This is a genomic window from Ruegeria sp. CDSA021 (assembly GCF_059612325.1).
Genome location: NZ_JBXWQJ010000007.1, coordinates 119,554 through 137,846, shown reverse-complemented (window position 1 = coordinate 137,846; position 18,293 = coordinate 119,554). Strand labels below are relative to the sequence as shown.

Here is an 18,293-nt window from a genome sequence, read left to right as displayed (position 1 = left end):
AAATGCGCGCCCGTTGATGGTAGGTCAACGGGCGCGCATCTGTTTGTTCGTCAATGAGCCAATTGTGGCTCAGGCGGGTTACCCCTGCAGCGACTTCACCTCGACATCCTCTTCGGCCTGCGCCTTGATCGCCAGCGCAGCAGCGTGGCTTGCAGCGGCGGTGGTGTAGTACGGGATCTTGTCATAAAGCGCGATGGACCGGATGGCCTTGCTGTCCTCAACCGCCTGCGCGCCCTCGGTGGTGTTCATCAGCAGTTGGACCTGCCCGTCTTTCAGCATGTCGACCACGTCAGGGCGACCCTCATAGACCTTGTTGACCACGTCGCAGGGCACACCCTGTTCCGCCAGCCAGCTTTGCGTGCCGCGGGTGGCGACCAGCGTGAAGCCCTGCTCGACCAGAACTTGTGCAGCCTCAAGCATCGCTGCGCCTTTGTCGGCATCCTTGATCGAGATAAAGGCACGGCCCGAGGACGGCAGGACCATACCCGCGCCCATCTGTGCCTTGAGGAAGGCGCGCGGGAAGTCGCGGTCCCAACCCATGACCTCACCGGTCGAGCGCATTTCCGGGCCAAGGATCGTGTCAACGCCGGGGAAGCGCGCGAAGGGCAGAACGGCCTCTTTCACCGAGAACCACGGCATATCGGGATCGGCCAGCGTCATCTGATCAGCGATCTTGGTATCGTCCACGGTTTTGTAGGGGGGGCGTTGCGGGAAGTTCGCCAGCTTTTCGCCTGCCATGACGCGCGCGGCGATAGACGCAATCGCACTGTCGGTCGCCTTGGCCACGAATGGCACGGTGCGCGAGGCGCGCGGGTTCACTTCGATCAGATAAATCTCATCGTCCTTGATCGCGAACTGGACGTTCATCAAACCGACAACGTTCAATGCCTTTGCTAGTTTGAACGTCTGATCCTTGATCTGCGCGAGGATCTCTTTCGACAAGGAATAGGGTGGCAGCGAACACGCCGAGTCACCCGAGTGCACGCCGGCCTCTTCGATATGTTGCATGATGCCTGCGACATGAACGTCGGTGCCATCGCACAGCGCATCAACGTCCAGCTCAACCGCGCCAGCCAGATAGCTGTCCAGCAGAACAGGGCTGTCGCCCGAGACCACAACGGCCTCGTTGATGTAGCGTCTCAGCTGATCCATATCGCGAACGATTTCCATCGCGCGGCCACCCAGAACGTAAGAGGGGCGGATCACCAGCGGGAAGCCGATGTCTTCGGCGATTTCAAGTGCTTGCTCGTCGGTGGAGGCGATGCCGTTATTGGGCTGCTTCAAGCCCAAATCGTTGACCAGCGCCTGAAACCGCTCACGGTCTTCAGCCAGGTCGATGGCGTCCGGGGTGGTGCCCAGGATCGGGATACCTTCGGTTTCCAGCGCATTGGCCAGTTTCAGCGGGGTCTGGCCGCCGAACTGAACAATCACCCCGTGCAGCGTGCCGTTTTCCTGCTCTTTCGTCAGGATTTCCATCACGTGTTCGAAAGTCAAAGGCTCGAAATACAGACGATCCGAGGTGTCATAGTCGGTCGACACGGTCTCGGGGTTGCAGTTGATCATGATGGTCTCATAGCCCGCTTCGGTCAGTGCGAAACAGGCGTGACAACAGCAATAGTCGAACTCGATCCCCTGACCGATCCGGTTGGGACCACCGCCCAGAATGACGACCTTTTTCCGGTCGCTCGGACGTGCTTCGCATTCGACCTCGCCCATCATCGGGGCTTCGTAGGTCGAGTACATATAGGGCGTCTGCGCCTCAAATTCGGCGGCGCAAGTGTCGATGCGTTTGAAGACGGCGGTGACGCCCAGATTACGGCGGGCCCGGCGGACATTGTCCTCATCCCGGCCCGTCAGATTGCCCAGACGCGCATCGGTGAAGCCCAGCATTTTCAGCCTGCGGATACCGTGCTCGGTGACGGGCAGCCCGTCTTTGCGAACCTGACGCTCGGCTTCAATGATCTCGCGGATACGGGCCAGGAACCAGGGGTCGAATTTGGTGACGCCGAAGATTTCGTCATCGGTCAGACCATGACGCATAGCTTGCGCAATGGTCCGCAGACGGTCCGGCGTTTGCTGGCTGATCGCCTTGATGACGGCAGCTTTATCGTCGGCCTCATCCCAGAGACCCACGTTCAAGCCTGGGATTTCGATCTCATCAAAGCCGGTCAGGCCCGATTCCATCGAAGCCAGCGCCTTTTGCATCGATTCGTGGATCGTGCGGCCGATGGACATGGCTTCACCCACAGACTTCATCGCGGTGGTCAGGTAGGGTTCCGAGCCGGGGAATTTCTCGAATGCGAATTTCGGGATTTTGGTTACAACATAGTCGATGGTCGGTTCAAACGACGCAGGTGTGACTTTGGTGATGTCGTTGTCCAGCTCATCCAGCGTGTAGCCCACGGCCAGTTTTGCGGCGATCTTGGCAATCGGGAAACCTGTTGCCTTGGAGGCCAGCGCCGAAGAGCGTGACACGCGCGGGTTCATCTCGATCACGACCATGCGGCCATCGTCGGGGTTGATCGCCCATTGTACGTTCGAGCCACCGGTTTCAACGCCGATCTCGCGCAAAACAGCAATCGAACCGTTGCGCATGATCTGGTATTCCTTGTCGGTCAGCGTCAGGGCAGGGGCCACGGTGATCGAGTCACCCGTGTGAACGCCCATCGGATCGATGTTTTCAATCGAACAAACGATGATGGCGTTGTCCGCAGTGTCGCGCACCACCTCCATCTCGTATTCCTTCCAGCCCAGCAAGCTTTCATCGACGAGGATCTGGTTCACCGGCGATGCATCCATACCCGAACGGCAGAAGTGGATATAGTCTTCACGGTTATAAGCCACGCCGCCGCCGGTACCGCCAAGGGTAAAGGCAGGGCGGATGATGGCCGGCAAGCCGATCTCTTCCAGCTCATCCAAAGCGATCTGTACTCCCGCGTCCAAATCCGCGCTGCCGTTTGGTTTGCGCGGTGCAGTCACGATGGTGGCCTTGGGATTTTCCAGCCCCAGACGATCCATCGCCTCGCGGAACAGTTTGCGGTCTTCGGCCATCTCGATGGCGTCGCGCTTGGCACCGATCATCTCGACACCGAACTTGTCCAGCACACCCATTTCTTCCAGTGCGAGCGACGTGTTCAGGCCGGTCTGACCACCCATGGTGGGCAGTAGGGCGTCAGGGCGTTCTTTCTCGATGATCTTGGCGACGACTTCGGGCGTGATCGGCTCGATATAAGTGGCATCCGCCAGACCGGGATCGGTCATGATCGTCGCCGGATTCGAATTCACCAGAATGACCCGGTAGCCTTCCTCGCGCAGCGCCTTGCAGGCCTGAGCGCCGGAATAGTCGAATTCGCAGGCCTGACCGATAACAATGGGGCCCGCCCCGATGATCATGATCGACTGGATGTCGGTTCTTCTCGGCATGGCCTGGTTCCTTTGATTGTCAGCGAGTCAGGGCACCGCCCAAGCGCCCAAATTGTCCTGCGTTATAGGGACCGCGCGAAAAGGTGCAAGAGGGATCGGAAACAGGGGCGAAATTGCCGCTTTCCCCTCTTTCACTTGGTGGAGTATTCTCTATACGGCCCCTCACGGCAATTGAGGATGCAAGTGCGTATTCGTTTCGATCAGGGACCGGCCGGGCGTGGAACCCGGTTCCAGCGTCCGTCCCAGATTATCCGCGCGGATGTCGCGGAAGAGGTTCCCCAGGCTCTGGCGGCGCTGGATGAGGCGCGCGCGGATGGTGCCTGGCTGGCAGGGTACGCCAGTTACGAGCTTGGTTATGCGCTGGAGCCCCGGCTGCTGAACCTGTTGCCCAACGATCGTCGCCTGCCTTTGCTGTGCTTTGGTGCTTACGACGCGCCGGATCGTGTTACCCTGCCGACCGCCGCCGGTGAAGTTAGCGAATTTCAACCTCGTTGGGATGAAGAGTGCTATACACAGGCGTTTCAGGCTGTGCACGACGCCATCGGCGCGGGCGACATCTATCAGGCCAACTTAACCTTCCCGATTGACCTGACGGTTTCGGGCGACAGCGAAACACTCTATGCCGCGTTGGCTGCGGGGCAACCAGTGGGCCATGGTGCATTGGTGCAGCAAGATGGGATACCGGATCTGCTTAGCCGCTCACCCGAGCTGTTTTTCCGCACGGATGAGAGCGGAAAGATCGAAACACGCCCGATGAAGGGCACCCAGCCACGCAGCGACGACCCGGAAGAGGACGATTGGCGTCGGGCTTTCCTGTCCACGGACGAAAAGAACCGGGCAGAGAACCTGATGATCGTTGACCTGCTGCGCAATGATATCAGCCGCGTCGCGTTGCCTGGGTCGGTTCATGTTCCCGAGCTGTTTCGGGTCGAAACCTATGCCACTGTGCATCAGATGGTCTCGCTGGTCCGGGCGCAATTGCATAAATGCGTCGGGCTGGGTGAGATTCTGACGGCGCTGTTCCCCTGTGGGTCGATCACCGGTGCGCCTAAGATTCGTGCAATTGAGATTCTGGCCGAGCTGGAGCCGTGGGCGCGTGACATCTATTGCGGCACCATTGGCTGGGCTGCGCCTGACGGTCGGTCCGAATTCAATGTGGCCATCCGCACCTTGATGCTTGAAGACGATCACGCCACTCTGAACGTAGGCGGTGGAGTCGTCTGGGACAGCACCGCCCCGTCAGAATATGAGGAGGCGCTATGGAAAGCCCGCTTCGCCCGCCAGCTGAGCCTGATTTCCGTCTGATCGAAACGCTGGCTTTCCGGACTGAGCGGGGGTTCATTCGGCAGGACCGTCATCTGGCGCGTATGGCCCGCACGGCAGGGGTCGTTGATATTCCGTTTAACCCGGATCAAGCGACCGCTGTGCTGAATGAAGCTGTCGGCGATACCCCGTTACGTTGCCGCCTGACACTGGACGCATCTGGTGTGTTTGATCTGACGACTGGTGTTCTGGCTGCCAATCCATCAATCTGGCGCGTCGCTTTGTCCGATCAGCGTCTGGCTTCGAATGACCTGTGGTTGCGTCACAAGACAACCCAACGATCACTCTATGACTCTGCGCGCGCAGGGTTGCCCGAAGGTGTCGATGAGCTGTTGTTCCTGAATGAGCTTGGCGAATTGTGCGAAGGCACCATATCAAACGTGTTTTTGGAAATGTCCGATGGTCGAGTTCTGACACCCGCCCTGTCCAGCGGGCTGTTGCCGGGGATACTGCGTGAAGAACTGCTGGATAAAGAAACAGTTACAGAAGCCGTACTGACCTTGACCGATCTCAAAAACGCGCAAATTGTACATATGGGCAATTCATTGCGCGGGCTGATCCGGGTGGAGCTGATAGACACGTGACCAAAGACAGCACGATGATCGGACCGCTGGTTGCACTGCCACGGCTGAGGCTGGAATTTGGCCTTTTCTATGTTGGCCTGCCTTTGCTGATCGCCGTTCTTTTCCCACCCAACTGGATGTTCCCGGCGCTGTTTGCCTTGACTGGGCTGGGTATAGTGTTGTTGCACCGGACACCAGGCTTTCAGTGGGCTGAACTGCGTTATGACTGGGCCAACTGGTCGCTGCGTGAGGTGGCACTTTTTGCCGCCATCATGACCGTCTTCTGCGTGGGGTTGATACACGTTACGCGTCCGGATGCCGCGTTTTTCTTGGTAATACACCGCCCCGAGATGCTGGCGTTCATCTGGGTCGGCTATCCATTGCTGTCTGCCCTGCCGCAAGAGCTGCTGTTCCGCCCTCTGTTCTTCCGCCGCTATCACGCGATCCTTCCTAACGGACGCGCGGCCTATCTGTTAAATGCCGCAGTATTTTCGTTCGCCCACCTGATGTACTGGAGCTGGATCGTCGCACTGATGACCTTCGCGGGCGGGCTATTGTTCACGTGGGCGTATCGACAGCGCGGCTCGTTCTTCTATGCGGTGCTGTTGCACGCAATTGCGGGCAATATCATCTTTGCGGTGGGGCTGGGTGTCTATTTCTACTCAGGCAATGTGCAAAGGCCGTTTTGACGGCGCGACCTGCCTTGACTTTCCGGGCCTGACGGGGTGTATCGGCGCGACGAATTCTGCGCCCGAAGGGATATGATCCATGCACGCCTACCGCAGCCACACCTGCGCCGCTCTGACCGCCGCCAATGTTGGTGAAACCGTCCGCCTGTCCGGTTGGGTGCATCGGGTTCGCGATCACGGTGGCGTGCTGTTCATCGACCTGCGCGACCATTTTGGTGTGACGCAGGTTCTGTGCGACGGCGACAGCGCGGCTTTTGCCGAGTTGGAAAAAGTCCGGTCCGAATGGTGCATTCGCATCGACGGCACCGTCAAAGCGCGTGACCCGGAACTGGTGAACGCAAAGCTGCCCACCGGCGAGATCGAAGTTTACGTGCGTGAACTGGAAGTGCTGGGTGCTGCCGACGAACTGCCGCTGATGGTGTTCGGCGATCAGGAATACCCTGAAGAAACCCGCCTGCGCTATCGCTATCTGGACCTGCGCCGCGAAGCGATGCAGCAGAACATGACCCTGCGCTCGGACGTTGTGTCCTCGATGCGCAAACGTATGTGGGATCAGGACTTCCGCGAATATCAAACGCCGATCATCACTGCGTCCTCGCCCGAAGGTGCACGCGATTTCCTGGTGCCCTCGCGCCTGCATCCGGGCAAGTTCTACGCGCTGCCTCAGGCCCCTCAGCAGTTCAAACAGCTGATCATGGTGTCGGGCTTCGACAAGTATTTCCAGATTGCGCCATGCTTTCGTGACGAAGACCCGCGTGCCGACCGTTCGCCCACCGATTTCTACCAGCTTGATCTCGAGATGTCCTTTGTCGAGCAGCAGGACGTGTTCGACACGATCCAGCCTGTTCTGACCGGCGTGTTCGAAGAGTTCGGTGGAGGCCGCAAGGTTGATCAGGACTGGCCGCAAATTTCCTACAAGGACGCGGCCCTGTGGTATGGCAGCGACAAGCCCGACCTGCGGAACCCTATCAAAATGCAAGTGGTCTCTGACCACTTCCGCGGGTCTGGCTTTGCGATTTTCGCAAAGCTGCTTGAACAGGAAGGCACCGAAATCCGCGCCATTCCCGCGCCGACCGGTGGCAGCCGCAAGTTCTGTGACCGCATGAACGCCTTTGCCCAGAAAGAAGGTCTGCCTGGAATGGGCTATATCTTCTGGCGTGATCAGGGCGAAGGGATGGAGGCCGCTGGCCCGTTGGCCAAGAACATCGGTCCCGAGCGCACCGAAGCGATCCGTCAGCAACTGGGTCTGGGTGTCGGCGATGCGGCGTTCTTCCTGGGTGGTAAGCCGAAAGCCTTTGAAAAGGTTGCAGGTAAAGCGCGCGACGTAATCGGTGAAGAACTGAACCTGACCGAGAAAGACCGCTTTGCCTTTGCCTGGATCGTGGACTTCCCGATCTACGAGCAGGACGAAGAAACCGGCGCGATCGATTTTGAGCACAACCCGTTCTCGATGCCGCAGGGCGGTATGGAAGCGCTGCAAGGTAACCCGCTGGACGTGCGCGGATACCAGTACGATTTGGCCTGTAACGGGTACGAGTTGGTTTCTGGCGCGATCCGGAACCACAAGCCGGAAATCATGCTGAAAGCCTTTGAACTGGCAGGCTATGGCGAGGATGAAGTCAAATCCCGCTTTGGCGCTCTGTTCAACGCCTTCCACTATGGCGCTCCCCCGCACGGTGGGTGTGCGGCGGGCATTGACCGGATCGTGATGTTGCTGGCGGATGAGGCCAATATTCGCGAAGTGATGATGTTCCCGATGAACCAGCGCGCCGAAGATCTGATGATGGATGCACCCTCTGATCCGACCTCGGATCAGTTGATGGAGCTTGGTCTGCGCATCATTCCTCAGGACTAATGTAAAACCGCCCGTAAATGCGGGCGGTTCTCATATGGCGATAGGAAACGTTCCGCGTATCAGTCCAGTGGGTTTTCCAGTTGATCTCGATTGACCCGAATGCTGCGCGCTGTTTGTCGCGTCTGGCGATAAGCCCAAAGGCACAGAAGCGTTGAGGTAATGAAATAGGCCGTGACCATTTTCAGATAGCCTCCCGCTGTTCCAGACGAGTCTGAACCATCCCGGCGACTTGCGCCGCCTGCATCGTAAAGGGCGCACCGTTTGCACGGGACCAAGCGAGCTTGCGCGCAGCTTCCGCAAGGGAGTTATCTCCTGCCTCGCGTGCAACGCCCTGCAGGAACTGAGCGGCATAATCCAGTGTACGATGATCGTTGGGTCCGGTCAGAACGTCGGCTATATGGGCCATGTCGTCCTGATAGGCCATCGGATCAGGCTCGATGACCTCATCCCGGATCCCATATAGCCCGCTTGGTCGGCGATCTTCGGGCAGACGTTCCAGAATGGATTTCTGAAAATAGGACATTGATTTTAGCGGTTTGGCCAAAAATCCATCCGCTCCGGCAGCTAGTGCCTGACTTTCGTTGGCATCATCGCCTGACAGGCCCATGATGACGCTGACACGGGGCGTTGTTTCAGCCAGTTCGGCGACCAGGTCGGCCCCGGACCCATCCGGCAGGCCCATATCGATCAGTATGACAGAGGGGCGATAGATCTGCAGGTGCCGTCGGGCCGATTTAAGACAATCCGCGCGGCGAATACGTGCGCCGCTGTGCAGGCACATCAGGCGGATCGCGTCGCAAGCGTAACGGCTGTCTTCGACAACCAGAATGGTCTGACCCAACAAGGGCCGCGTCGCGGTGGGCGTGACGGTGGTGGTGGCAAGTAGACCCGAATCGTCCATGGCAGCTCTCCTATCCAGCAGATGCCTCACGCTAGGAACTTCTGGCTAACACGACGTTAACGCGCGATTTGGCGCACTTGTCCTTTGACGGATCAGCCCCCATAACCCATGCAACGCAGGACAGCAGGAGAGAGACATGATTGGACGTCTGAACCACGTCGCCATTGCCGTGCCGGATCTTGAAGCCGCCTCAGCGCAATATCGCAATGCGCTGGGCGCCAAGGTCGGCGCACCGCAGGATGAGCCGGATCACGGCGTCACGGTTGTGTTCATCGAATTGCCCAATACCAAGATCGAGCTTCTGTTTCCGCTGGGTGATGACAGCCCGATCAACGGATTCTTGGAAAAGAACCCCTCGGGCGGCATTCATCATGTGTGTTACGAGGTCGAGGACATCATCGCTGCTCGGGATCATCTGAAGGAAACCGGTGCCCGCGTTCTGGGCTCGGGCGAGCCCAAGATCGGGGCGCATGGAAAGCCGGTTTTGTTCCTGCATCCCAAAGACTTCAACGGCTGCCTGGTCGAGCTGGAGCAGGTGTAATTCCCCAACCCCGGAGGGGCTGAAATGACCATTACTGCCGCACTGGTATTGTTTGCCGTCATCTGGTTCATGACGCTGCTTGTGGTGCTGCCCATCCGCATCAAGACCCAGGGTGACCTGGGTGAGATCGTTCCGGGCACGCATGCGGGCGCGCCGGAAGTGCATCACATGAAAAAAAAGATGTGGATCACCACCGGCATTTCCGTGGTTCTGTGGGCGATCATTGCCGGGATCATTCTTTCGGGCGTGATCTCGGTGCGGGACTTCGACTGGCTGAACCAGTTGGAGCAAAGGTAAACCTTTTCAGGCGTTTTGATCTGACAGGGCGTGATAGATATGGGTGAACGTGGCGGCCCCGATGATTGGGATCACCAGGTTCACCAGCGGTACTGAAAGTGGAATGGCCATCAATGTGCCCGCCACCCAGATCGTTGTCGAATGTTTGGAGCGTAATTTACGAGCCCCGTCGCGCCCGATCCTACGCATCGCTGCAAGGGTGAAGTATTCCCGCCCCAGCAAGAATCCGTTCATCGCCCAGAAGATGAAAGGCGCAAGCGGGGTGAAAATCGCATAGAGGATCAGCGCCAGCAGGTTTGCGACAATCAGAACGCCAAGAAAGCTGAGGCCGTCCATTAGCGCCTCTGAGACCGGGATACGCCGTGCGGGCGGCAAAGCTGAAAAATGCTTGTCCTCAACCGCCTGTGCAACCTCGTCCAGAAAGATCGAGGTGATGGCCGATGCGACCGGCACCATCAGAAAAACGGGCAGGATCAGGACCAGTACGATCCCGGAATAGTTCAGAACGTCGTTCAGCCAGGGTACGGCACCGATGAAGGGCAGAGATATCTCACTGCCCGACAACCAGTTGATCAGCCAGATCGCCCCCGCACAGGCAACAATCAAAAGTAGGATCGTCAATCCCACACCGCGCAGCAAAACGGCGCGAAACTTAGGGTCTCCGGTCTGGCCAAGTGCGCTGAAAAAGGCGTTCAGGATGATCATTCCGTGACCCATTCCGTCAAGGCCGCCACGTCGGGTCGCGGGCGTTCCGGCGGGGCTGCTCCTTCGGTTGCGATGTGAATCAACCCAGCCACACGTTCGTTTTCTGCAAGTCCAAATGCGTCGACGCAAAAGTCGCGATCATGTGTTTGCCAGCCCGACAGCCAATTCGCGCCCCAGCCCGCTGCCAGCGCCGCGTTCAGGAGAGCCAGGCAGACCGCGCCTGCGGAATAGGTTTGTTCAATGGCAGGAATTTTTTCGGACGGTTTTTGCACTTCGATGACTGCAACCGCCAGATGCCCCAAATCGAATTGGCTTCGCGCTTTGGCGATGTCTTCCGGGCTTTTTCCCAGCTTGTGACCACATGCTTCGGTCAAAGTCGCCAAACGTGGCATGGAACCTTTTTCCAGAACGATAAAGCGCCAAGGCTCAAGTTTACCGTGATCGGGGCTGCGCGCGGCAGCGGTGAGCAAGGGCAGCAATTCGTCCCGTGTCGGGGCCGGTGCGATCAGTGTCTTGGCGGGCCGGGACCGGCGCGACTGCAAAAACTCCAGAGCGGCGGGGCTTTTCAGGGACATATGTTAACTTCCTTTACATCACGACTCTGTATCTTGGTCGGCAACTTGCCTGTTTCAAGGGTGTGCCGATGCATTGCGTGGATCATTTTCATTCCGACGCCTGTCATGCAAGACTTTGAAGAAAAAGGGGTGACAATGGTGAAATCCAAACTGCGCGACTTGCCCGACCTCAGCGCTCTGGCACAGGCCGGGGCTACACTGAACGTAAAGGTGACGCCCAAGGCGGCACGGGATCGGGTGAGCTTTGAAGAAGATCAGATCAGGGTGTTCGTGACCGCCCCGCCCGAGAACGGCAAGGCCAATCAGGCGGTTCTGGTGTTGCTCGCCAAGTGCCTTGGTATTGCCCCCTCGACGCTAACTCTGAAACAGGGGCAGACCGCGCGGAACAAGGTCTTTGTCTATGACCCCTGAGGCCCGGTTTCGCGTATCTGATAAACGCCCTCGGGCAGGTCCAGCGCGGCGGCCAGATCGCGCACCTGTTCCGGTGACAGGGTGATCTTCTGAACCTGTTCAGTGCGCGGGTCCAATTGCTCAAGGGTAACGCATTCAGCGAAATTGTTGATCACAACGTCTTCCTGCAAAGGCTTTTCGCCTTCGTCCACAAGTGTAATGACCGTCGAGTCGAATTCATGCTCAATCGAAAACATAGGGCCACAGTGCAAGCCACGGTGACGCAATGCAAGCCGTTCCTTGCCAGGTGTGATGTGGTCTCTCCGGATGGGGCGTACTATGTTGAAATGGCGGATCGATTGGCCCAAAGGATGCGACATGCGCAGATGCTTTATTTTACTGTTGTCCCTGTTGCTGGCGGCCTGTGCGCAGGATACGCTGCGGGTGCAAACATCCGAAGATTGGGTTAGGGATGAGCCAGGTTCTGGTCCTGAGATTCAGACCTTTCAGCAGGTTAGTCAGGCCATCGGAGCCGAGGCACGCAAGCAATGTCTGAAACAACCTGGACGCAAGAGTTGTGAGTTCAGGGTTCTTGTCGATCTGAATCCGCGCGCCCAGGCCAACGCGTTTCAAACACTGGATGAGAACGGGCAGCCGGTGATCATTTTCACGCGGTCGATGATCCGATCTGCTCAGAACGCCGATGAGCTTGCCTTTGTCATGGGGCATGAAGCGGCGCATCACGTTTTGGGGCATATCGCCCGGCAAAGCGAGAACGCCAGCGCCAGCGCAGCAGAGTTTGGTAGACGAGAGCAGTTGCGCGGCGGTGATGCGGCCGCCATAGAACAGGCGCAAAAGCTGGGGGCCAAGGTTGGTGTTCAAGCTTACCTGAAGGATTTTGAGCTGGAGGCAGACCAGTTGGGAACGATCATAACATACAATGCGGGATACAATCCTCTGGTTGGAGCGAAGTTCTTTGAACGGATCCCGGACCCCGGCGACAAGTTTCTGGGAACTCACCCGCCAAATGCGCAGCGCGTTCAGATAGTGATCAAAACGGCGGCACAGCTGGGCCTGACACAATGACCGGTCTAGTGCGTTTGGGGGTGATCCTGACGGATCGAGGCTCGAAATATGCGGTGTCCGGGGCCACCGTAGCGTCACGAACCGAGATTGATGCCGTGCTGGATGACCTGAAATCGGACAAAAGCTATGCCAAAGCGACCCACAACACCTGGGCCGCAAATTTGCCGACCGGCGCGTTGAAGGCCGATGACGGGGAAAGTGGGGCAGGCATGGTGATCCTGCGCATGATCGAAAGGGCGGGGTTGCAGAACCACGTGATCATTGTCACCCGCTGGTATGGCGGCAAAAAACTGGGTGGGGACCGGTTTCGCAGGGTTCAGGACGCCACCCGCGCTTATCTCGATCACATCGGTGTCGCATCTTGACCTGTGTCAATGTTTGAAGATGCAGATTCGCTACCCTTTTGACAAAGCGCGAAAGGAAAGGAACCGACATGCCGACTCGAGAGACCCTGCGGCTCCACGCCGGTTTGGTGGACGACATGGCCAGAAAGCTGGACATCGATCTTGAAGAAGCTGCCATTGGCGGCTCGGTTTCCGTGGACCAGATATCCGAGGCGGTTTTGCGATGCACGGATTGTCCGAACCCCGGGCATTGTCAGGCGCTGCTGAGTCAAACAAACGCCGTACAGGGGACGCCGGAATATTGCCGGAACCAGGAATTACTCCATAAACTTATGCCATGAATTGAAAGTATGCCATGCCACAACTGGGCAATATCATGACCCATCTGCGTCTGGTGCTGCGCATGGGTCAGGCCACCGGAACCGATTTGGCGGTGGCATATCGCAAGGGGCATCTGAACCACGAAGAATGGGCCGAGATCGTGCAGCAATGTCGCGGTTGTGCGTGGGCTCATGACTGTCCGGAATGGCTGGAACAGCGTGATCAGATCGAACAGGCACCAAGTACCTGCCCGAACACAGAGCGATTCGCTGCTCTCAAGGCCCAACAATTGGAGCAAGCGTGATGGCACGGATCGCATTGGGCGAGATTGAACAGCATTTCTGGCTGACACGCTCTGTCTCGCGTTGCATGGGTATTTCCCTGACCGAGGCGATGGCAGAGGGCCGCCTGTCACCGGAAGGTTACGCCGAATTGGTCACGCGTTGTCGCGCCTCGAACTGCGAAGGGCAGTGTGCCTTGTGGCTGGCAGATCAGAAGACGTTGGCCGACAAAGCCCCGGAATTCTGCGCAAATGCCGAGACCTTGAATGGGTTGAGAACCTGATCACAGCTTGTTGTGACTGCCGTCGCATAAAGGCTGCTTGGCGCTGTGTTTGCATCCACAAAAAAAGACCTTTTTGCTGGTGTCAGCGGTGTATTTCAACGGCTCAAACCCGCTGCCTTTGTGGGATCCGTCACAAAACGGTTGCCGCGAAGATTTTCCACATGAGCACCAAAAATAGGTTTTCCCTTCGATAACCTCGACCGGAATCGGTGATTTCTGGGCAATGTTTGGCGTGTCTGACATATGGCTTCTCCGTCTTTGGCTGATGTCGAGACAACAGTTTAGATCAAAGCCGCCAAAAGAGTAGCTTTGAGGCTGCAAAGGTCAGCCTTTCCTGCCCGAACTGGCATGGATTCGCCCTGAGTCACGAATACGTGACCGATTCAGTTGCCAGATCGAAGTTCAGCCCGTATTCTGGATATGGCCCCGAAAAGCTGGGCAATATCAGAAAAGTAATAGAGGATTGACGGACATGAAACTGAAACTCGCTGCCGTTGGCGCATTTGCTCTGATCCTGACTGCTTGCGCGCAGCAGGAAGAACCGACACCTGTTTATGTACAGCCCAGCTATGACAAAGCCGGCACACCCAGTTGCCCAGGCGGATATCAACTTGCCACAACCGAGGCTGGCCAGACGGTCTGTGACCCGATTACTCAATAAGCCTTTAGCAGGCGGTCCATGACCGGACCGCCTGCACATTGTTCGATGGACAGCCGCCTTTGAGGCGGCTTTCTGTTTGTACCAAATGCACATCGTTCGGCGGTTCAGTATTTTTTGAAGCCGTATTTGTGCTTGAACCTGAACGATTTGAACTTGTGCCGTTTGATCTGCCTATAAGGCACATGTCCGATCACGCGCCGTTTCGGTGCATGAAAGCGATGTGTTTTGGGATGCTTTTTGTGGTGCAACTGCCGGCGTTCGACATGTGCCTTGGATTTTGGCGCAAGATAATATCGCTTGATCTTGAGGTGGCCGGTACTCTGGAGGCTGAAATTTTTGCCGCTGACCGCGATCCAGCCGGTGGGGCCGCCCGGTGTAGTTTGCGCGGAAGAGGGCGTTGCAAGACATACCGCGGCGATCAGGAACACCACGCCGTTCAGGACAAGTTTGACGTATCGAGACATGAAACCCTCCGTAGGTGGCTTTCAGTCTAAGATCGGGTCTTTTTGTGTGTTCGACCAATAAACTTGCTTCACGCTTTGCCCATCTGCGGTGAAACGGGTGGGCGGAATAGCCTTAAGCGAGCTTGCCCCAAAGATCGTATTCTCCGGCTTCATCCACCTCAACCGTGACGATATCTCCGGGATTAAGGGCTTCGAAACCTTCATCAATGAACAGGTTGCCGTCAATCTCGGGCGCGTCTGCCTTGGTGCGGCAGGTGGCGGCCTCGTCATCGACCTCATCCACGATCACCTGCAGGGTCTGGCCGACCTTGGCCGCCAGTTTGGCCTCGGAAATCGCCTGCGCCTTTTCCATGAAACGTTCCCAGCGCTCTTGCTTGACCTCAGCCGGGACGTGATCGGGCAGGTCGTTCGACCGCGCGCCGTCCACATTTTCGTACTGAAAGCAGCCGACGCGATCGAGCCGTGCTTCGTCCATCCAGTCCAGCAAGGTCTGGAATTCAGCTTCGGTCTCGCCGGGATAGCCGACGATAAAGGTCGATCGCAGGGTGATGTCCGGGCAGATGTCGCGCCAGGCCTGGATTTCATCCAGCGTTTTGGCCGCAGCAGCCGGGCGGGCCATACGTTTCAGAACGTCCGGGTGGGCGTGTTGGAAGGGGATATCCAGGTAAGGCAGCACATTGCACCCGGCATCGGCCATCAGCGGGATCAACTCGCGCACATGCGGGTAAGGGTAGACGTAGTGTAGGCGTATCCAGGCCTCTAGCTGCCCCAGTTCTCGTGCCAGATCGGTGATATGGCTCCGCACGTCGCGGTCTTTCCACGGGTTCACATCATATTTCCGGTCCAGCCCATAGGCCGAGGTGTCCTGCGAGATCACCAGCAGTTCACGCACGCCGTTGTCGACCAGCTTTTCCGCCTCGCGCAGAACGGCGTGGGCCGGGCGGCTGGCTAGTTTACCACGCATATCGGGGATGATGCAGAACTTACATTTATGATTACAGCCTTCCGAGATCTTCAGATAGCTATAGTGGCGCGGGGTCAACTGCACGCTGCTGGCTGGCAGCAGATCGACAAACGGATCGGGCGCGGGGGGGACCGCGACATGCACCGCATCCAATACTTGCTCGTATTGATGCGGTCCGGTGACGGCCATGATGCGGGGATGATGTTCCCGGATGTAATCCGGTTCCGCTCCCAGGCATCCTGTGACGATGACCTTGCCATTTTCAACCAGCGCCTCTCCGATCGCGTCCAGCGATTCCGCCTTGGCGCTGTCGAGGAACCCGCAGGTGTTCACAATGACGGCATCAGCCCCGGCATAATCGGGTGAAATGCCGTATCCTTCGGCGCGAAGTCGGGTCAGGATGCGTTCGCTGTCAACCAACGCCTTTGGGCAACCCAGCGACACCATGCCGATGGTCGGCTGGTTGGAATGGGGCGTCTCGGTGATCCGGGCGGCAGGCGCCAGGTCGGGGCGGAGGTTTGGCGGGTTCGTCGTCATGCGCGGCATATAGTGGGGAACGCTTCCCCTTGCAAATGTGATGTGTGATTTGAATGATCATGGCAAAGATAAGCCAAAAGGCGGAGAGCAGATCATGAAGTGGGTGATGCGCATCCTGTTTGTTGTTGTGGCGGTGGTCGGGCTGGTCATCGGCACGCTGCTGCTGATGCCCGGGGACAAACTGGGCGCGATCCTGGCAGAGCAAGTAAAGGCGCAAACCGGGCGTGATCTGACGTTGAGCGGTGGCGTGCGCCTGTCCTTCTGGCCTGTGCTGGGTATGGAAACTGGTCCGGTGCGGTTCGGAAACGCCAGCTGGGCTGGACCCGAGCCGATGCTGAGCGCCGACAGCCTTGCCGTAGGCGTAGACGCCGCCGCGTTGTGGAACGGCGATCTGAGGATCAAACGCGTATTTGCAGACAACCCTGTCCTGCGGTTAGAGCAATCAGAGGGTCGCATTAATTGGGAACTTGGCGCACCGGCGACTACACCGGTTGCTGGCACGGCTGGGGGCGTTGCGCCTGCAGAGCCAGCAGGTGAGGTCACCCTGGACCAACTGGAGTTGACCGACGCGCGGCTGATTTACGTAGAGAACGGTGTGACACAGATGGATTTCTCTGGTGTGACAGTGTCTGCAAGTTGGCCCCAGGTCGCAGCCCCCATGATCATGCAGGCCACCATGGCGGTGCCCGGAGGGGCCGTCGAAGTGGATCTGAAAATTCCGAACCTTCCCGCCTTTTCCAATGGGGATGTGACCGCCTTGGAACTGGCTTTGACTGCGCCGGGGGGCGAGATTGGTTTTGACGGTCGAGTTAATCTGGCCGGTGAAATGGACGGAACCACCAAGGTTGTGGCGCGGAATAGTGAGAAGATGTTCGGCGCTCTTGGTCAGACCGGTGTGCACATCCCGCCGGGGCTGGGTGCTGAGGCCAATATCGCTGCGCATATGACCTATACCAAGGATGGCCAGATTTCCTTGCGGGATATGACCGCGCAACTAGATGACAATCGATTCGTGGGAGAGGCGGATATCACTATCTCGGATCCGCCACAGATCGTGGCGCGACTGGATGCGGGTGATCTGGACCTTTCGCGGATTTCTGAAACAGAGCCTACCCCGGGCGATGCGTCGCCGCCAAGTGCACCGGCAGCGGACGGGTGGTCGCAAGAACCAATTGATGCATCCGCTTTGGCACTGGCGAACGGCAAAATCCGTTTGACGGCAAACTCGATCGCCGTTCAGGGCATGACATTTGGCAAAAGTGATCTGACACTGTCGCTGGATCGATCACGCGCGGTGCTGGAAATGCACCCGGCCACGTTGTTTGCGGGTCAGCTGAGCGGGCAGGTGATTGCCAACAATCGCAACGGTCTGTCCGTGGGCGGCAACATCAAAGCTAATGGGATGGATCTGAAACAGGCGCTGACCACACTGGCCGGGGTTGAACGTCTGTCGGGCACGGCTGCGGGAAGTTTGGAGTTTCTGGGCGTTGGCCAGTCTGAGGATCAGATCATGCGCTCCCTCAGCGGCAAGGGAAATCTGGATGTCGGGACAGGTGTAATATCAGGTTTTGATCTGGACCGCCTGATGGGGCAGGGGGCCGGATCGGGCGGAACAACCGTTTTCAACAGCCTGACAGGAAGCTTCACCATGGATCAGGGTGTCTTGACAAACAACGATCTGCTCATGTCGCTGAAGAACTACCGCGCTGATGGGGCGGGCAAGGTTGGGCTGGGCGCACGGGATATTGACTACATTTTCACACCCGTGGCGCTTCGGGCCAATTCCGGACAGGGCATTTCGGTGCCGGTACGCATCGTTGGTCCGTGGAGCAACCCGTCGATCAAGCCAGACCTGACCAAGGTCATCGAGGCGGCGGCGGATGTGAAGGTCAAGGAGCTGGAAGACGACGCCAAGCAGAAGGTCTTTGAGAAGGTCGGGAATGAATTGGATACGACCATCACCGACAGCGATCAGATCGAAGATGCGCTGAAGAACAAGCTTGAAGAAGAGGCAAAGAAAGGTCTGCTCAAGCTGTTTGGCGGCGATTGAGCAAAGGATGGGCTTGGGGCGTGGAGATGCCCCAAGCCAT

Annotated in this window: 22 protein-coding genes; 14 read left to right on the top strand and 8 right to left on the bottom strand. The window is 57.9% G+C overall.

Annotated elements, in window-relative coordinates; all coding sequences use genetic code 11:
- Positions 1 to 78: 78 nt before the first annotated feature.
- Complete coding sequence (gene carB, locus AC2FLD_RS11505) at positions 79 to 3,423, bottom strand: carbamoyl-phosphate synthase large subunit (RefSeq protein WP_496669470.1); 3,345 nt, start codon at positions 3,421 to 3,423, stop codon at positions 79 to 81.
- Positions 3,424 to 3,600: 177 nt separating this feature from the next.
- Here carB and AC2FLD_RS11500 point away from each other — a divergent pair, with 177 nt between their 5' ends.
- The 4 genes from AC2FLD_RS11500 to aspS all read left to right on the top strand — a co-directional run bounded on the left by AC2FLD_RS11500 (position 3,601) and on the right by aspS (position 7,853).
- Positions 3,601 to 4,728 (top strand): aminodeoxychorismate synthase component I, encoded by a 1,128-nt coding sequence (locus tag AC2FLD_RS11500; protein WP_496669472.1) that lies wholly within the window; start codon positions 3,601 to 3,603, stop codon positions 4,726 to 4,728.
- A complete protein-coding gene (locus tag AC2FLD_RS11495; protein WP_496669474.1) occupies positions 4,683 to 5,330 on the top strand; it encodes an aminotransferase class IV family protein in 648 nt (215 codons plus the stop codon). The genes AC2FLD_RS11500 and AC2FLD_RS11495 overlap by 46 nt, the downstream gene beginning before the upstream one ends.
- Positions 5,331 to 5,344: 14 nt before the next feature.
- Positions 5,345 to 5,998 (top strand): CPBP family intramembrane glutamic endopeptidase, encoded by a 654-nt coding sequence (locus AC2FLD_RS11490; RefSeq protein ID WP_496669665.1) that lies wholly within the window; start codon positions 5,345 to 5,347, stop codon positions 5,996 to 5,998.
- Between the two features lie 79 nt (positions 5,999 to 6,077).
- Positions 6,078 to 7,853 (top strand): aspartate--tRNA ligase, encoded by a 1,776-nt coding sequence (gene aspS, locus AC2FLD_RS11485; protein WP_496669476.1) that lies wholly within the window; start codon positions 6,078 to 6,080, stop codon positions 7,851 to 7,853.
- Positions 7,854 to 8,034: 181 nt separating this feature from the next.
- Here the strand turns inward: aspS and AC2FLD_RS11480 are convergent, their stop codons facing one another.
- Complete coding sequence (locus tag AC2FLD_RS11480; protein ID WP_496669478.1) at positions 8,035 to 8,754, bottom strand: response regulator; 720 nt, start codon at positions 8,752 to 8,754, stop codon at positions 8,035 to 8,037.
- Positions 8,755 to 8,890: 136 nt separating this feature from the next.
- Between AC2FLD_RS11480 and mce the strand changes: the two genes are divergently transcribed.
- Entirely contained in the window at positions 8,891 to 9,295 is a 405-nt protein-coding gene (mce, locus tag AC2FLD_RS11475; protein WP_496669480.1) for a methylmalonyl-CoA epimerase, read from the top strand.
- A gap of 24 nt (positions 9,296 to 9,319) precedes the next feature.
- Entirely contained in the window at positions 9,320 to 9,592 is a 273-nt protein-coding gene (locus AC2FLD_RS11470; protein WP_050604777.1) for a DUF1467 family protein, read from the top strand.
- A 6-nt stretch (positions 9,593 to 9,598) separates the two neighbouring features.
- Here the strand turns inward: AC2FLD_RS11470 and AC2FLD_RS11465 are convergent, their stop codons facing one another.
- Together AC2FLD_RS11465 and AC2FLD_RS11460 are read right to left on the bottom strand one after the other, a co-directional pair.
- The gene (locus tag AC2FLD_RS11465; protein ID WP_496669482.1) at positions 9,599 to 10,297 is read right to left on the bottom strand and encodes an EI24 domain-containing protein; all 699 of its coding nucleotides are present in this window, start codon (positions 10,295 to 10,297) and stop codon (positions 9,599 to 9,601) included.
- Entirely contained in the window at positions 10,294 to 10,872 is a 579-nt protein-coding gene (locus AC2FLD_RS11460; protein WP_496669484.1) for a nitroreductase family protein, read from the bottom strand. The genes AC2FLD_RS11465 and AC2FLD_RS11460 overlap by 4 nt, the downstream gene beginning before the upstream one ends.
- Before the next feature lie 135 nt (positions 10,873 to 11,007).
- Between AC2FLD_RS11460 and AC2FLD_RS11455 the strand changes: the two genes are divergently transcribed.
- Positions 11,008 to 11,283, top strand: a complete 276-nt coding sequence (locus AC2FLD_RS11455) for a DUF167 domain-containing protein (protein ID WP_496669486.1) — start codon at positions 11,008 to 11,010, stop codon at positions 11,281 to 11,283.
- On the opposite strand, the gene AC2FLD_RS11450 is transcribed toward AC2FLD_RS11455, so the two are convergent.
- Positions 11,271 to 11,519 carry a DUF8831 family protein gene (locus AC2FLD_RS11450; RefSeq protein ID WP_050604775.1) on the bottom strand — a complete coding sequence of 83 codons (249 nt, stop codon included), beginning with the start codon at positions 11,517 to 11,519 and terminating at the stop codon, positions 11,271 to 11,273. The genes AC2FLD_RS11455 and AC2FLD_RS11450 overlap by 13 nt on opposite strands.
- 121 nt (positions 11,520 to 11,640) lie before the next feature.
- Between AC2FLD_RS11450 and AC2FLD_RS11445 the strand changes: the two genes are divergently transcribed.
- From AC2FLD_RS11445 to AC2FLD_RS11425, 5 genes are all read left to right on the top strand, one after another.
- On the top strand, positions 11,641 to 12,348 hold the full coding sequence (locus tag AC2FLD_RS11445; RefSeq protein WP_496669488.1) for a M48 family metallopeptidase: 708 nt from the start codon (positions 11,641 to 11,643) through the stop codon (positions 12,346 to 12,348).
- Positions 12,345 to 12,713, top strand: coding sequence for a YigZ family protein (locus AC2FLD_RS11440; protein ID WP_050604774.1), 369 nt, complete (start codon positions 12,345 to 12,347; stop codon positions 12,711 to 12,713). Before AC2FLD_RS11445 ends, AC2FLD_RS11440 begins: the two co-directional genes overlap by 4 nt.
- A gap of 68 nt (positions 12,714 to 12,781) precedes the next feature.
- Positions 12,782 to 13,033, top strand: a complete 252-nt coding sequence (locus AC2FLD_RS11435; protein WP_496669490.1) for a DUF6455 family protein — start codon at positions 12,782 to 12,784, stop codon at positions 13,031 to 13,033.
- Between the two features lie 14 nt (positions 13,034 to 13,047).
- Positions 13,048 to 13,317 (top strand): DUF6455 family protein, encoded by a 270-nt coding sequence (locus AC2FLD_RS11430; protein WP_050604772.1) that lies wholly within the window; start codon positions 13,048 to 13,050, stop codon positions 13,315 to 13,317.
- Positions 13,317 to 13,577 (top strand): DUF6455 family protein, encoded by a 261-nt coding sequence (locus AC2FLD_RS11425; protein ID WP_496669492.1) that lies wholly within the window; start codon positions 13,317 to 13,319, stop codon positions 13,575 to 13,577. The genes AC2FLD_RS11430 and AC2FLD_RS11425 overlap by 1 nt, the downstream gene beginning before the upstream one ends.
- Here AC2FLD_RS11425 and AC2FLD_RS11420 read toward each other — a convergent pair whose 3' ends face one another.
- Positions 13,578 to 13,820 (bottom strand): CDGSH iron-sulfur domain-containing protein, encoded by a 243-nt coding sequence (locus AC2FLD_RS11420; RefSeq protein WP_496669667.1) that lies wholly within the window; start codon positions 13,818 to 13,820, stop codon positions 13,578 to 13,580.
- 229 nt (positions 13,821 to 14,049) lie between these two features.
- Between AC2FLD_RS11420 and AC2FLD_RS11415 the strand changes: the two genes are divergently transcribed.
- Positions 14,050 to 14,238: a hypothetical protein gene (locus AC2FLD_RS11415; RefSeq protein WP_050604769.1), complete on the top strand. Its 189-nt coding sequence runs from the start codon at positions 14,050 to 14,052 to the stop codon at positions 14,236 to 14,238.
- 104 nt (positions 14,239 to 14,342) lie between these two features.
- Here the strand turns inward: AC2FLD_RS11415 and AC2FLD_RS11410 are convergent, their stop codons facing one another.
- Positions 14,343 to 14,666: a hypothetical protein gene (locus tag AC2FLD_RS11410; RefSeq protein WP_496669495.1), complete on the bottom strand. Its 324-nt coding sequence runs from the start codon at positions 14,664 to 14,666 to the stop codon at positions 14,343 to 14,345.
- Positions 14,667 to 14,814: 148 nt separating this feature from the next.
- The gene (gene rimO / locus AC2FLD_RS11405; protein WP_050604874.1) at positions 14,815 to 16,203 is read right to left on the bottom strand and encodes a 30S ribosomal protein S12 methylthiotransferase RimO; all 1,389 of its coding nucleotides are present in this window, start codon (positions 16,201 to 16,203) and stop codon (positions 14,815 to 14,817) included.
- 94 nt (positions 16,204 to 16,297) lie between these two features.
- On the opposite strand from rimO, the gene AC2FLD_RS11400 reads away from it, so the two are divergent.
- The gene (locus AC2FLD_RS11400; RefSeq protein ID WP_496669497.1) at positions 16,298 to 18,253 is read left to right on the top strand and encodes an AsmA family protein; all 1,956 of its coding nucleotides are present in this window, start codon (positions 16,298 to 16,300) and stop codon (positions 18,251 to 18,253) included.
- The last annotated feature ends 40 nt before the right edge of the window (positions 18,254 to 18,293 follow it).

Excerpts from the sequence above, each read along its gene's own strand:
- carB (WP_496669470.1), bottom strand. The coding sequence starts at position 3,423 with ATGCCGAGAAGAACCGACATCCAGTCGATCATGATCATCGGGGCGGGC.
- AC2FLD_RS11500 (WP_496669472.1), top strand. The coding sequence starts at position 3,601 with ATGCAAGTGCGTATTCGTTTCGATCAGGGACCGGCCGGGCGTGGAACC.
- AC2FLD_RS11495 (WP_496669474.1), top strand. The coding sequence starts at position 4,683 with ATGGAAAGCCCGCTTCGCCCGCCAGCTGAGCCTGATTTCCGTCTGATC.
- AC2FLD_RS11490 (WP_496669665.1), top strand. The coding sequence starts at position 5,345 with ATGATCGGACCGCTGGTTGCACTGCCACGGCTGAGGCTGGAATTTGGC.
- aspS (WP_496669476.1), top strand. The coding sequence starts at position 6,078 with ATGCACGCCTACCGCAGCCACACCTGCGCCGCTCTGACCGCCGCCAAT.
- AC2FLD_RS11480 (WP_496669478.1), bottom strand. The coding sequence starts at position 8,754 with ATGGACGATTCGGGTCTACTTGCCACCACCACCGTCACGCCCACCGCG.
- mce (WP_496669480.1), top strand. The coding sequence starts at position 8,891 with ATGATTGGACGTCTGAACCACGTCGCCATTGCCGTGCCGGATCTTGAA.
- AC2FLD_RS11470 (WP_050604777.1), top strand. The coding sequence starts at position 9,320 with ATGACCATTACTGCCGCACTGGTATTGTTTGCCGTCATCTGGTTCATG.
- AC2FLD_RS11465 (WP_496669482.1), bottom strand. The coding sequence starts at position 10,297 with ATGATCATCCTGAACGCCTTTTTCAGCGCACTTGGCCAGACCGGAGAC.
- AC2FLD_RS11460 (WP_496669484.1), bottom strand. The coding sequence starts at position 10,872 with ATGTCCCTGAAAAGCCCCGCCGCTCTGGAGTTTTTGCAGTCGCGCCGG.
- AC2FLD_RS11455 (WP_496669486.1), top strand. The coding sequence starts at position 11,008 with ATGGTGAAATCCAAACTGCGCGACTTGCCCGACCTCAGCGCTCTGGCA.
- AC2FLD_RS11450 (WP_050604775.1), bottom strand. The coding sequence starts at position 11,519 with ATGTTTTCGATTGAGCATGAATTCGACTCGACGGTCATTACACTTGTG.
- AC2FLD_RS11445 (WP_496669488.1), top strand. The coding sequence starts at position 11,641 with ATGCGCAGATGCTTTATTTTACTGTTGTCCCTGTTGCTGGCGGCCTGT.
- AC2FLD_RS11440 (WP_050604774.1), top strand. The coding sequence starts at position 12,345 with ATGACCGGTCTAGTGCGTTTGGGGGTGATCCTGACGGATCGAGGCTCG.
- AC2FLD_RS11435 (WP_496669490.1), top strand. The coding sequence starts at position 12,782 with ATGCCGACTCGAGAGACCCTGCGGCTCCACGCCGGTTTGGTGGACGAC.
- AC2FLD_RS11430 (WP_050604772.1), top strand. The coding sequence starts at position 13,048 with ATGCCACAACTGGGCAATATCATGACCCATCTGCGTCTGGTGCTGCGC.
- AC2FLD_RS11425 (WP_496669492.1), top strand. The coding sequence starts at position 13,317 with ATGGCACGGATCGCATTGGGCGAGATTGAACAGCATTTCTGGCTGACA.
- AC2FLD_RS11420 (WP_496669667.1), bottom strand. The coding sequence starts at position 13,820 with ATGTCAGACACGCCAAACATTGCCCAGAAATCACCGATTCCGGTCGAG.
- AC2FLD_RS11415 (WP_050604769.1), top strand. The coding sequence starts at position 14,050 with ATGAAACTGAAACTCGCTGCCGTTGGCGCATTTGCTCTGATCCTGACT.
- rimO (WP_050604874.1), bottom strand. The coding sequence starts at position 16,203 with ATGACGACGAACCCGCCAAACCTCCGCCCCGACCTGGCGCCTGCCGCC.
- AC2FLD_RS11400 (WP_496669497.1), top strand. The coding sequence starts at position 16,298 with ATGAAGTGGGTGATGCGCATCCTGTTTGTTGTTGTGGCGGTGGTCGGG.